The 13,226-nt window shown below is 42.5% G+C and carries 13 protein-coding genes; all 13 read right to left on the reverse strand.

Annotated elements, in window-relative coordinates; genetic code table 11:
• Window positions 1–124: 124 nt before the first annotated feature.
• A complete protein-coding gene (locus tag HMPREF9380_RS04340) occupies window positions 125–964 on the reverse strand; it encodes a thymidylate synthase (protein WP_002933847.1) in 840 nt (279 codons plus the stop codon).
• A gap of 104 nt (window positions 965–1,068) precedes the next feature.
• Window positions 1,069–2,028 carry an ROK family glucokinase gene (locus HMPREF9380_RS04335; RefSeq protein ID WP_002933854.1) on the reverse strand — a complete coding sequence of 320 codons (960 nt, stop codon included), beginning with the start codon at window positions 2,026–2,028 and terminating at the stop codon, window positions 1,069–1,071.
• A gap of 112 nt (window positions 2,029–2,140) precedes the next feature.
• On the reverse strand, window positions 2,141–2,551 hold the full coding sequence (locus HMPREF9380_RS04330) for a GNAT family N-acetyltransferase (RefSeq protein ID WP_002933857.1): 411 nt from the start codon (window positions 2,549–2,551) through the stop codon (window positions 2,141–2,143).
• Window positions 2,552–2,622: 71 nt separating this feature from the next.
• Window positions 2,623–3,210, reverse strand: a complete 588-nt coding sequence (locus HMPREF9380_RS04325; protein WP_002933859.1) for a hypothetical protein — start codon at window positions 3,208–3,210, stop codon at window positions 2,623–2,625.
• Window positions 3,207–5,075, reverse strand: a complete 1,869-nt coding sequence (locus HMPREF9380_RS04320; RefSeq protein WP_002933861.1) for an ABC-F family ATP-binding cassette domain-containing protein — start codon at window positions 5,073–5,075, stop codon at window positions 3,207–3,209. Before HMPREF9380_RS04320 ends, HMPREF9380_RS04325 begins: the two co-directional genes overlap by 4 nt.
• Window positions 5,072–6,271, reverse strand: coding sequence for a CCA tRNA nucleotidyltransferase (locus tag HMPREF9380_RS04315; protein WP_002933863.1), 1,200 nt, complete (start codon window positions 6,269–6,271; stop codon window positions 5,072–5,074). Before HMPREF9380_RS04315 ends, HMPREF9380_RS04320 begins: the two co-directional genes overlap by 4 nt.
• Complete coding sequence (gene dapB / locus HMPREF9380_RS04310; protein WP_002933864.1) at window positions 6,268–7,035, reverse strand: 4-hydroxy-tetrahydrodipicolinate reductase; 768 nt, start codon at window positions 7,033–7,035, stop codon at window positions 6,268–6,270. The genes HMPREF9380_RS04315 and dapB overlap by 4 nt, the downstream gene beginning before the upstream one ends.
• A 41-nt stretch (window positions 7,036–7,076) precedes the next feature.
• A complete protein-coding gene (locus tag HMPREF9380_RS04305) occupies window positions 7,077–7,925 on the reverse strand; it encodes a DegV family protein (protein ID WP_002933866.1) in 849 nt (282 codons plus the stop codon).
• A gap of 2 nt (window positions 7,926–7,927) precedes the next feature.
• Window positions 7,928–8,302 carry a DUF1149 family protein gene (locus HMPREF9380_RS04300; protein ID WP_032907411.1) on the reverse strand — a complete coding sequence of 125 codons (375 nt, stop codon included), beginning with the start codon at window positions 8,300–8,302 and terminating at the stop codon, window positions 7,928–7,930.
• Between the two features lie 126 nt (window positions 8,303–8,428).
• Entirely contained in the window at window positions 8,429–10,414 is a 1,986-nt protein-coding gene (locus tag HMPREF9380_RS04295) for a PTS fructose transporter subunit IIABC (RefSeq protein ID WP_002933870.1), read from the reverse strand.
• Window positions 10,411–11,322, reverse strand: coding sequence for a 1-phosphofructokinase (pfkB, locus tag HMPREF9380_RS04290; protein ID WP_002933872.1), 912 nt, complete (start codon window positions 11,320–11,322; stop codon window positions 10,411–10,413). The genes HMPREF9380_RS04295 and pfkB overlap by 4 nt, the downstream gene beginning before the upstream one ends.
• Window positions 11,319–12,062, reverse strand: a complete 744-nt coding sequence (locus HMPREF9380_RS04285) for a DeoR/GlpR family DNA-binding transcription regulator (RefSeq protein ID WP_002933874.1) — start codon at window positions 12,060–12,062, stop codon at window positions 11,319–11,321. Before HMPREF9380_RS04285 ends, pfkB begins: the two co-directional genes overlap by 4 nt.
• Before the next feature lie 169 nt (window positions 12,063–12,231).
• Window positions 12,232–13,215 carry a CPBP family intramembrane glutamic endopeptidase gene (locus HMPREF9380_RS04280; RefSeq protein ID WP_002933876.1) on the reverse strand — a complete coding sequence of 328 codons (984 nt, stop codon included), beginning with the start codon at window positions 13,213–13,215 and terminating at the stop codon, window positions 12,232–12,234.
• Window positions 13,216–13,226: the final 11 nt, after the last annotated feature.

Raw genomic sequence — 13,226 nt, forward strand, 5'->3', positions numbered from 1 at the left:
CCTTTTATCCTTTGTATTAGTAACTCTATTCTATCAAATTTGCTGTAAAAAGGCATGTTTAAAGTATGATTCAAGCAGAACTTTTGCAAAGGTTGGCTGTTTTCGCATACACTTATCAAAATCGTTAAATAGCCAAATCAAACTTCAGCTGAGGTTTAACGGGATCATAGTCTAATAACTCAAAATCTTCTGCTTTAATATCAAAGAAATTGGTCCCATCCGGCACATTTAAAACGAGCCGAGGTTGGCAGTCGCTAGGTTCCCGGCGCAATAGTTCCTCCGCCTGCTCGAACTGATTGTCATAGATATGCAAGTTATTGATAAAGTAAAAGAACTTGCCAATTTTCCAGCCGAAATGCTTGGCAATCATCATCTGCAGAGCCACATACTGCATAGCATTAATGTGGTGAGCAACCAACATATCATTTGAGCGCTGAGTCAGAGTCGCATCCAGATAAATGTCTCCATCTACACGCCGAACATCAAACATGGTTTGAAAAGCGCATGGAAGCAAGCCATCTGTTTCTTCAAAAGCTTCATAATCCCAGAGAGAGATGATATTGCGACGGTTCCAAGGATTGGCTTCCAACTGTTGGAGAATTTTATTGATTATATTGTGCTTCTTGACAACAGCTCCGTAGCGCTGCCCAATAGTACCTGTATCGCCAACTTCCCAGTCATTCCAATAATGAACATTGTATTTGTCATTGAGCAATTCCAAGCTATTAGACTGGTCTTGATAGATCCAAAGGACTTCCTTGATGGCAGACTTAATAGCAATAGGGCGCAGAGTCGTGATTGGGAATTCTCCCTTGCTCAAATCGTATTCCGCAAAAGAGCCAGTGATATATTTGGAGTTAGCTACATTTCCATCCTTGTAGCGCGGACGGGCATTTTCAGAAAAAACACCCTGCTCCATAATTTTTTTAATATTCTCTTTGAAAATCGTATCTGCTAACGTCATGATTTCTCCTTCGTTCAGTGAGCTTTTTCTAGTATAGCAAATTTTCTATAAAAATTCTCCTACAGACCTTTCTGCAGGAGAACAAATGAAGCATACTTGTAGAATTATTGTAATACCAATGAAGCTGCCCCGATAACGCCAGCATCATTTCCAAGAGTAGCCAAGGCCAACTTGGTTGAAGTACGAACCTGCGGGAAGCTATTCTCTTCATAAACCTTGCGCACACCATCAAGTAAGAAGTCACCTGCAGCTGATACGCCACCACCAATAACGATTGTAGATGGGTTGAGAATAGAGCCGATATTGGCACAGGCAATTCCTAGATAGCGCGCGAAATTGCGATAGACAATCAGAGCCAGCTCATCGCCCTCTTTCGCCAAGTCGAAGACAACCTTTGCATTAACATCTTCACCATTGTCGATCAGTTTTTTCAGCTCAGCATCACCAGCATACTCATCAGCATAGCGACGAGTCAGATTGACAATACCAGTTGCAGATGCAACCGTCTCCAAGCATCCCTTCTTGCCACAGGTACACAGAATTGGCTGATCGAAGTCAACAGTGATGTGACCCAACTCCCCTGCTGCTCCAGCAAGTCCGTGCAAGAGCTTGCCTTCTGCAACAATTCCTCCGCCAACACCTGTACCCAGTGTCATAAAGACTACATCAGGCTGGTTCTCTCCAGCACCTATCCAACGTTCGCCCAAAGCGGCAACGTTAGCATCGTTGTCAATATAGAAAGGAATCCCAGTCGCTTTTTCAATCTTATCCTTGACCGGCTGCAGCGTCTTCCAATTGAGGTTGTAAGCACCAATAACAGTGCCCTTTTCTCGGTCAACAACTCCTGGTGATCCCATACCAATTCCGATAAAATCCTCTGCTGAAAGCTGAAGCAAGTCCAAACGATGCAGGATTGACTCAATCATATCCTCTACGATGTGGCTTCCTTCGTCCAAAATATTGGTTTTAATGGACCATTTTTCTTGAATTTCGCCCTCTGAAGTCAAAATAGCAAACTTAATAGATGTTCCACCAAGGTCAATTCCGATTATTTTTTTCGACATGATATTCTCCTCTGTGTTTTATTTATCATCATTATATCAGATTTTTTCAGTAAGGAAAAGGTTTGCATAAAGAAAAGTGAAAATCGAATTCTTCTTTATTCCCAAAGTAAACTCACAACTCTTTTGTAAAATAATATCTTTCACCAGTATAGGGGTATTCTTTCAACGCGAACACTTCTGTATAGCCGTGCTGTTTATAAAAATCTGGGGCTTGAAACCGATACGTATCCACAAATGAATATTTGCATTTTCTTTCTCTGGCTTCTTGTTCAGCCCTACAAAGTATTTTTGAGCCTATGCCTTGCCCTCGTAAATCCTCACTCACATACAAATATTCAATCTCCAGCCAATTACCAAAAGTTTCGGCCGCCATACCAGCCAGCAGATTTCCTTGTTCGTCTTCTACATAGATGTTAAGAGGCTCACTTTTGGAGAACTCTCTTTTAGAGCGATTGTAGGATCTGATTAAATTTCCCAGTTCTTGTGTCTTCTTCGAGTTGGTATTTTCCAATCTTAGTTTCATAGATGCCTCCGTTCCATCTCTAAAGGTTTTAGATTTACAGTTTATGAAACTGTTCGGACTATATCTTCACTTTAAATATCCTTCTGATTTGCTCGCCATTGATTATGGTAATCCATCATCGTTTCATAAATATATTTTGGTTTCTCTTTTTTCAATAACATAAGAGTAATTTCTAACGGTTCAGGAATACCAAACTTATATCTTTTGCTCTTTCTAGAAGCAAGCCTACTTCTCTTCAAAACTGCAGGATCCACTGAATGAAAACAAATCGTCAAAATATGACTCTTATTGAATAATTGATATTTTGCATAATGTCGAATACGTTCAATTCTATAGTCTATTCTCTGGATTTCTTCCCAACTATAAAACGAAACTTCTCTAAAAAGAAGGGGTTTAAAGTAAAAGCCCTGTTCCGTTAGACGAAGAAAACGTTTATCCCTAAACAAACAAATCCATACCAAAATAGAGAGAAAATCAAAAACAATTGTACCTATCACTAAAAACATTTTTTCAATCACAGAAATATTGGAATCGAATAATAGGTATCCGTTTTTAGATGGTAATACAAGAACTGTAGTCATAAAGACAGCAAGAGTGCTCTCCGATATAGCTAAGATGAATATCTTCAACCAGCTCTGACTAAACACTACTTCTTTCATTCGTTTAACCCACTCAGGTATTCATAGCGCTCGTATTTTTCCAGCAGTTTCTCGTTCTGCTCATCCAGTTCTTGCTGGAGTTCAGACAGGCGAGCAAAGTCAGATCCATTCTCCTGCATAGCCGCTTCAATCTCAGAAATCCGCTCTTCCAGCGCCTCGATATCAGCCTCAATAGACTCCCACTCCTGCTTTTCAAAGTAGGTCATGCGCTTTTTCTCCTCGCGCACTTTGGCCGATTTTTCCTTTTCCGCCTTTCGGGAAATAGCAGAGCTTTCTGCCAGAAAGGCTTTTTCATCCAAGTAATCGGTGTAATTTCCGAAAAATTCTCTAATACCCCCATCCTCAAAAGCCAAAATCTTGCTAGCTATCTTGTCTAGGAAATAACGGTCGTGGCTGACTGTAATAACTGGCCCGGCAAAGCCTTGCAGAAAATTCTCCAAGACCGTCAGAGTCGCAATATCCAAATCATTGGTCGGCTCGTCAAGAAGCAAGACATTTGGCTTTTCCAAAAGAAGCTTGAGCAGATAAAGGCGCTTTTTCTCTCCGCCAGAAAGCTTTTCGATTAAAGTCCCATGAGTAGAACGAGGAAAAAGAAACTGCTCCAAGAGTTCTGCGATGGAAGTCGTTCCGCTGCCTATCTTGACCTCCTCAGCCACTTCTTGCAGGAAATTAATGACTCGCTTAGACTCATCCAAGCCCTCAATCTGCTGAGAGAAATAGGCCACTCGGACTGTCTCCCCTACAATAAGCTGGCCAGCCTGAGGCTGAAGTTTACCGGCAATCAGATTGAGCAAGGTCGACTTGCCGACACCGTTATCTCCGACGATCCCAATGCGGTCCTTGTTCTGGATTAAAAGGCTAAACTGAGAGAGAATAGGCTTCTGGTCATAAGCAAAGTCTACGTTTTGAAACTCGATAACCTTCTTACCAATACGGCTGGTTTCAAAATTCATTTCTAGATTGCTCTCAGTCGTCTGGCCTGCCAAATCTTTCTTGAGGTCATGGAAACGATTGATACGAGCCTGTTGCTTGGTTGCCCGAGCCTGAGGCTGCCGTCGCATCCAAGAAAGCTCCTGCTTGTATAACTGCTGCTTCTTATGAAGCAAGGCCACATCCTGCTCATCCTGCTCTGCCTTAAGACGGACATAGTCTTGATAATTTCCCTGGTATTCAATCAAGCGACCGCCATCCAGCTCAAAAATCCGTGTCGAAATATTATCCAAGAAATAGCGATCATGGGTGATAAAAAGCACGGTCTTCTTTGAATTTTTCAAGAAATGCGTCAGCCATTCAATGGTATCAATATCTAGGTGGTTGGTCGGCTCATCCAGCAAGAGCAAATCGGCATCGCCTAAGAGAACCTGAGCTAGCTGAACTCGGCGACGAAGGCCTCCTGATAGCTGACCAACCTTAAGTGACAGATTAGTCAGACCAAGCTTGGACAGGACCGTCTTGACTTGACTTTCTATTTCCCAAGCATGTAGTGAATCCATCTCAGACATAACCGCTTCTAGTCTTGACTGTTGGCTTTCATCATAAGCCGTCAGGAGCAGCTCATACTCTCGAATCAACTGCATTTCCCGTAAATCACTTGATAGAACAGTGTCAAGCACCGTTTGCTCTTCATCGAAATCAGGCTCCTGAGTCAGATAAGCAATCTTATAGCCCGTCTTAGCAGAAAAAGGGCTGACATCTCCGTCAAAGCCCGACTTGCCCGACAAGACATCCAGCAGCGTTGTCTTTCCTGTTCCATTGACACCAATCAGACCAATCCGATCTAAATCATGAATGATAAAGGAAATATCCCGAAAAACAGTCTTATCACCTACTGATTTGGTTAGCTTGTCAACGATAAAATCGCTCATTTCTTCTCCTCGATATAAGCATAAATGGCCTCTAAATTATTAGGCAAATGGCCATCTACAATAGCGTATTCCAACTCTTTCAGAATTTGACCAAGTTTTGGTCCTGGTTCAAAGCCGAACTCCCGCATCAGCATGCCGCCATTGACCGCCATTTCCTGCTTGTTATGAATAGTCAGACTGGCATCAAGATTTTGAATGGCAGAGAAGTCCACTGCCAAACCTTGCGCATGTCGAAGCTCTTCTGCTTGTTGCAATAAGTCAATATCATAGTCATAGCAGTCTCGCTTGGTCAGGTTTCGTTCTGAGCGAATGGCCGCAATCTCAACCAAATCTTCTACTTTCTTGGCAAATTCACGAGAGGTCTTCCAGTCTTTTAGAAAGCCTTTGACATTTTGCACATCCAAGGCTAGCAAAAGGGCTGCCCAAGCCTGCTCAGACGCTGAAAAGCGAAAATCTGAAGCCAACTCGAAAAGCCTTTCTAACTTAGCTCTGCTTCCCTTCAAATCTGGCAAAAATTCTATGGCACCGCTTGTCAAGAGTGCCTCTAAACCCTTGCGCCAAAACGGAGCCAGCAAGAGCTTGTCGAATTCGATAAAAATTCGTTCAACCGAAATCTTTTCAAGCAAAGGAGCACAATCCTTCATAGCCGCAAAAGTATCTTGCTCTAGGTCAAAATCCAAGGCAGCTTGAAAACGAAAGCCCCGCATAATGCGGAGAGCATCTTCATTAAAGCGCTCTGCAGCAGTTCCAACTGCCCGCAAAATCCGATTTTCCAAGTCATTTAGACCATGGAAAAGATCAATGACCTGGCCGTTTTCATCCAAAGCTAGGGCATTGATGGTGAAATCGCGCCGCTTGAGGTCTTCCTCCAAAGAACGCACAAAAGAAACCTTACTAGGTCTGCGGTAGTCCACATAGACATCCTCGGTCCGAAAAGTTGTCACTTCGTATTCACGGTTATTTTCCAGAACCAAGACGGTTCCATGCTCAATCCCCACATCAACTGTCCGGTCAAAAATACGTTTAGTTTCCTCAGGATAGCTGGAGCTAGCGATATCCACATCGTGAATAGGTCGCTGTAAAAGGGCATCGCGAACAGAGCCCCCAACAAAATAAGCTTCAAAGCCAGCCGCTTTTATCTTCTCTAATACTGGCAAAGCCTCCTGAAATTCAGAAGGCAGAGTTTCTAATCTCATAGTAAATGTTCCAATCCATAGACTAATTCTGAGCGTTTGACAACCTCTTTAATGGCAAGATTAACTCCTGTCATAAAGGAAGCACGGTCATAGGAATCATGCCGCAGCGTCAATCCCTCTCCCTGGCTACCAAAGATTACTTCTTGATGGGCAACCAAACCTGGCAAGCGGACCGAATGAATACGCATGCCATCGAAATCAGCTCCGCGGGCGCCAACTATAGACTCTTCCTCATCAGCAGCTCCCTGCTGCTTGCTTGGTCTGACTTGACTGATGAGCTCGGCTGTCTTGATAGCCGTCCCACTCGGAGCATCCTTTTTCTGATCATGATGCAACTCGATAATTTCTACATTTGGGAAATACTTGGCTGCCTGTGCTGCAAACTTCATCAGCAAAACAGCTCCCAAAGCAAAGTTCGGAGCAATCAATCCGCCCAGCTCCTTTTCTCTAGACAGTTTGATTAACTCTTCCAACTGCTCAGGAGTAAAACCTGTCGTTCCAACCACCGGGCAAAATCCCTGTTCCAGAGCGAAGTGAGTATTGTCATAAGCTACTTTTGGGGTTGTAAAATCAACCCAGACATGGGCTTCCAGTCCAGCCAATTCTTCCTTGGCATTAAAGACGGGAACACCAGCCACTTCTTTTTCATCCGTAAAGGGATCCAGCAGTCCAACTAATTCTAGTTCAGAATCTTCTGTTACCATTTTATAGGCTGCTTGGCCCATTTTCCCTTTAAAACCAGCAATAATAACTTTGATACTCATGTTTCTCCTCCTTACAGAGACAAGCTCAGGCACTCAGACAATCAAATCACAGGAATATAAACAAGTGCAACGCTACCCTTGCCTAGGTGTGTTCCAATGACGCTGCCAAAGGTTGCGATAGGGACTTCACCTGCAATACCAATGTCTAGCAGATTCTGCTGAAGCTCAGCTGCCTTTTCTGGCGCATTGCCATGGATAACCATAACCTGATAAGCACCGCCCGCCATTCCTTCTTGGACAAGTTCCAGCATACGCTTGGTAGCCTTCTTCTCCGTCCGAATCTTTTCAAAAACCTCTATCACACCATGATCGTTAAAATACAGAATAGGCCTGATACTGAGCAGATTTCCCAGAATAGCTGCACCGTTAGACAGGCGTCCTCCTTTTACCAAGTGGTTCAAGTCATCCACCATGATAAAAGCGCTGGTCCCATCGATCTGCTTCTGGACATTGGCTAAAATTGTTTCAAAATCTAGTCCTTCTTCTGCCCACTCTAGAGCAGATTGAACCATAATACCGAGCGGTGCACTGGTAATCTTAGAATCTGGAAAGGCAATTTGCAAACCATGAAATTCATCTTTCAGATACTGAATGTTTTGATAAAAACCAGAAATTCCGCTAGATAGAAAGAGTCCCAGAACATGGGTATAGTCTTTGCCGTCTAGAATGGTAAGAATCTCTTCTAGGTCCGCAATGCTAGGCTGACTGGTCTTGGGCAATTCATCTGACTGAGCCATTTTTTCATAAAATTCACTAGCTGTTAAGTTTCTTCCTTCGACATAAGACTCACCGTCAATCACGACCGGAATATCCAAGACGAAAAGATTTTCATTCTCCAGTAGGGAAGCCGGCAGATAGGCCGATGAATCTGTGATAACCGCTAACTTCATGATTAAAACTCCAAATTAATGCCTGGCAAATCCAGAGCAATTTCTGTCACTTCATAAGTCAAGCGGTTGAGCATAGTTAAGCAAGGCCGAGCCAGCTCTTCTACTTCATCGTGGTCAAATTCACTCGGTTCCTCAATAAGACGACCGTGAATGTGGTTAGCTTGCGAAATGGTTCCGCTGATAACAAAATTCTCAAAAACAATCATAAAAGTCAAAATCACAATCAATGAAGTTGTGTGGGCTTCGATGTCTCTTTTGACCAATTGGAAATTCACATCAACCTTGGTTTCAGGTGTTCCATTTTCTTTTTCCCACTCAAAATTTCGGGCGTCAAAATGGTACTGACTAACAAATTCTTTTTCGCGCTGTATGTTCATTTTTATTCTCCTAAAAATATGCGATAGGCCCATTATACCATATATCGAGCGAAGTTTCCATGCTAAAATTTGCAGGCCGGAAAACACAAAAAAGAATCTCACTGACAAGCGAGATTCTTTTAAATATTATTTTTTAAGTGGTTTGCGCAGGTAACCAAAGATAATACCGCTGACTACTGCACCAATCAATACATATACCAAGTAAAGGATTGGATTATTTGTCAATCCGATCACAAAGATTCCTCCATGAGGAGCCATTAGCTTGATACCAGACAAGCCTACAAGAGCACCTGTAAGGGCTGAACCGACGATAAAGCTTGGAATAGCACGGGCTGGGTCAGCAGCTCCAAATGGAATAGCTCCTTCTGTGATGAAAGATAGTCCCATAACGATGTTGGTAATTCCAGAGTCACGCTCTTCTTCTGTAAATTTATTTTTGAAAAGAACTGTTGCTACAAACACTGCTAAAGGCGGAACCATACCAGCTGCCATAACAGCCGCCATAACAGTTGAACCACCACTTGTCAATGATTCAGCCAAAGAAAGAGTACCCACAGTATAAGCAGCCTTATTAACAGGCCCCCCCATATCGACAGCCATCATTCCTCCTACCAGAAGTCCAAGAATAACTGCTGATGTACCACTCAAGCTCATAAGGAAGTCATTAAGAGCTGTATTAATCGCTGACATAGGAATGTTTACTGCCAACATAGCAAACCCGGTAAGAGCAACACCTAACAAAGGGAGAAGAAGAATAGATTTAACACCTTCAAGTGAACGAGGAACTTTGATGTATTTTCTAAGCAATAGTACGATACCACCAGCTAAGAAACCGCCTACCAAAGCTCCTAGGAAACCAGATGAAACTTGGGATTCAGCTAGCGATTTCAAAATTGCTTCAGCTTGTTCCGGAGTTTTATTTGCAAGTTCTTTGTATACTGGAATATTTCCATAAGCAATACCTGCTTTAGCAATTGCACCTGCCACAAAACCAGCCACCAATCCAGGTTTTTCAGCAATGGAATATGCAATATAAGCAGCTAATACAGGAACCATGAAGCCAAAGGCTGCTCCACCAATCTGATTGAAGAGAGCTGACAAACCATTATAATTCCCCAAGTGACTCAACTGATCTTTAGGAACCCCTTGATCGAGCAAGAATGAGATAGCAATCATAATCCCGCCACCGATAACGAATGGCAACATTTGGGAAACACCGCTCATCAAGTGCTTGTAGAAAGCAGCTCCCAGGCTAAGTTTCTCATCGCCGGATTCTGCCGTACCGCCACCATTGGCTGCCTTGTAAATTTCAGCATTTCCTGAAAGAGCCTGATTGATTAGTTCTTCCGTCTTACGAATACCATCCGCAACAGGTCGTTTAATTAACGGCTTGCCATCAAAACGATTCATCTCTACCGCTTTATCAGCAGCGATGATAACAGCTTTGGCATTTTTGATATCTTCTGCTGTCAGTTTATTTCCGACACCACTGGCACCGTTGGTTTCAATCTTGATGCCAACACCCATTTCAGCTGCAACCTTCTGCAAAGCCTCTTGAGCCATGTAAGTATGCGCAATTCCTGTCGTACAAGCTGTTACAGCTACAAGGAAATCACCACCTTCATTAGCAGGTTCAACAACAACAGGTTCCTCTGCTTTTTCCGAAGCTTGGTCAAAGAGTTCAATCACCTGATCAGGCGAAGTCACTTGACGCAATTTATCCGCAAAACCATCCTTCATAAGGTATTGAGACAATTCAGCCAAGGCAGCCAAGTGAGTATCGTTAGCACCTTCTGGAGCTGCAATCATGAAGAAAAGATCAGTTGGTTGGCCATCCAAACTTTCATAATCGACGCCTTTATTTGACTTGGCAAAAAGGACAGTCGCTTCTTTCACTGCAGCATTTTTGCTGTGAGGCATAGCGATTCCGTCACCCAAGCCTGTAGAAGTCAAGGCTTCACGAGCCAAAATCCCTTCTTTGAAAGTCTCAAAGTCTGTCACATAGCCATGATCCACTAGGCTTTGAATCATTTCTTCGATAACAGCTTTTTTCTCTGTTGCCTGCAAATCCAGCAACATCACATCTTTTCTTAGTAAGTCTTGAATTTTCATATTTTTTCTACCTCTACTTTTTCATAGATTTCTTTTATATAATCAGCTGTCGCCAAGTCATCTGAGAAGGTAGTCGCCGTTCCGCAGGCCACTCCCCATTTGAAGGCTTGAATAACATCGCCAGAGCGGACAAACTCTCCGGTAAATCCAGCCACCATAGAGTCACCAGCACCAACAGAATTTTTCACATTGCCCTTGATAGGTTTAGCGAAATAGGCACCCTCTTGAGTTACCAGCAAGGCACCGTCGCCAGCCATGGAAATAATAACATGTTGGGCACCCTTGTCTAAGATTTGACGGGCATAACTCTCAATCTGATCCAAACTTTCAAGCTTGACCCCGAAAATATCACCTAGTTCGTGGTTGTTAGGTTTGACTAAGAGCGGCTCAAACTCTAAAGAATCCAACAAGGTCTGACCTTCAAAGTCACAGACCACTTGTGCTCCTGTCTTTCTGGTTAAGCCAATCAACTCCTTGTAGATAACATTTCCTAGATTTTTAGGACTGCTGCCTGCGAAGACTACTGTATCTCCTGAAGTCAGAGAAGAAAGGAACTTCTCAAGTTCTTCTAGTTTCTGACTGGAAATTTCTGGACCAGGTCCGTTAATTTCTGTCTCAGCATCCGCTTTAATTTTGACATTGATACGAGTATCCTGCTCAACTTCTACAAAATGGCTTGAGATTCCTTCCTCTTCCAGAGTATCTGTGATGAACTTGCCAGTAAAACCACCGATAAAGCCAGTCGCTGTATTCTCAATACCTAGACGTTTGAGAACTCGGCTAACATTGATTCCCTTTCCGCCAGCGAATTTATCGTCACTGTCCATCCGATTGACGCTTCCTATAAGGACTTTGTCCAGACGGACAATATAGTCGATGGAAGGGTTTAGTGTGACAGTATAAATCATACCTCAATCACCTCCGTTTTTTCTTTGAGCGCTTGAATCACTTCCGATTCATTTTGATTAGTAATGATGCTTGCTTTGGCAAGAGGAGCAACCTTGACAAAGGACGTCTGTCCTAGTTTAGAAAGATCAGCCAAGACATAAGTCTTCTTAGCATTCTCCAAAATCGCTCTTTTGACAGCTCCTTCCTCCATGTCTGGAGTGGTAAAGAAGCCATCGTCAATGCCATTCATTCCAATAAAGGCTTTATCGAAATTTAACTGACCGATTTGATTTAGGGCAACACCGCCAATGCTGGCATCTGTTGAGCGCTTGACCTTTCCGCCGATAATGACTGTCGGTATATTGCGCTCTATCAACTTGGTCGCATGGTGAATGGAGTTGGTGACAACAGTCACTCTAGGGTCATGCAGCTCATTGACTAAAAGCTCATTGGTTGTCCCCGCATCAATAAAAATCACATCATGCTCTTGAATCAAGCTTGCTGCCATTTTGGCAATAGCTGTCTTTTCTTGAATGCTTTTGATAGATTTTTCCTGATTACTCTCCTCTTCTTGTAGAAAATGAAGGCTCTCGGCTCCACCATGAACTCGTCGCAGCTTGTGCTCACTCTCCAACTCATCCAAATCTCTTCTGATAGTTGATTCTGAAGTGTTTAAAGCATGTACTAGATAGTCTAGAGAAACAAATTTTTCTCTTATGACTGTCTCTAGAATAACTTGCTTTCTTTCCGACTTCAGCATAAAGCACCTCCTTTGAAATCGTTTACGATTATTATTATACCTCTTTAATTTTCAATGTCAAGCATTTTCTATCAAAAGCTTTCAATTTCTATCTTTTTGCCGAACAAAAAAAGAGCTGGGCTATATCCAACTCCTTAAATATGTTGCATAACTGCCAAATAAAAGGCAATTAGCTATTATTGATCAAGGATACAAGATAGGCTGCCATGACAGGCAGAAAAGTTCCAAGAAAAGTAAACACAACCAGAACCCAGAACCAGACTGATTTAAAAGCCTGTCGGTAGGTCCCTGGGAGCGAACGATTGGCGTCAATGTATTCCTTAAATTTTGGCCACTTCAAGATTAAAAGCAAAAGAAATACTGTGCTGCCAGCGATTAATAGGCCGTAAAAAACGATGTTAACAATAGGCTCTGGAGCTTTTTTTGAAAGAAAAGCTATCCCTTCTGCTATGACAAAGTTATTGAGAGCATGAAAAATGATAGACCAGATAATCGAATACTCAAAAGCGATATAACCAAAGCCTAAACCAATCAAACTAGCAAAATAAAATTGATAAAGATTTTCGTGAAAGAGACCAAACAAAATCGCAGTCAGAAGAATGGCAAAAACCTTTCCATGCTTCTCTAATGCTCGCAATCCAGCACCTCTAAAAATGATTTCCTCCGTAACTGGAGCCATCAAAGATGAATAAATCAGCATGGTCAGAGTTTCAGAACCGCCGCCTCCTGATTCCATACTAGAAAGATCTAGATTGAAGAGTTGCATGATAGCCTGCATCATCTGATTAACAACAGCTGTAAACAATTGGGCGAACAAAAGGAAGCAAATCATATAAAAGAAAACTTTAGGAGTCATCTTCCGCCCCTTACGGCGAAGGTCGTATTTAAAGAGCTGCTTACCCCTAGACACCGTGAAAGTAAGAACACCGAGACAGGAAGCTATAATATAGGCTCCACCGTCCTTTTCAATAAATTTAGTGAGAACTTCCTGGGTCTTTTGGATATCCATATCTTGCCCTGGCATAATAACGAAAAAAGCTACAAATGCATAAACGAAAACAGAAGCAAGCATGACCCATAAATAAGTAAAGCAAGTCGCCGAAAATCGTCCTAGATCTTTTTTAGGATTTAAAGGTTCGGGTATATAATACATAAAATCTCCTA

It is taken from the genome of Streptococcus sanguinis SK49, assembly GCF_000212815.1.
Taxonomy (GTDB): domain Bacteria; phylum Bacillota; class Bacilli; order Lactobacillales; family Streptococcaceae; genus Streptococcus; species Streptococcus sanguinis_C.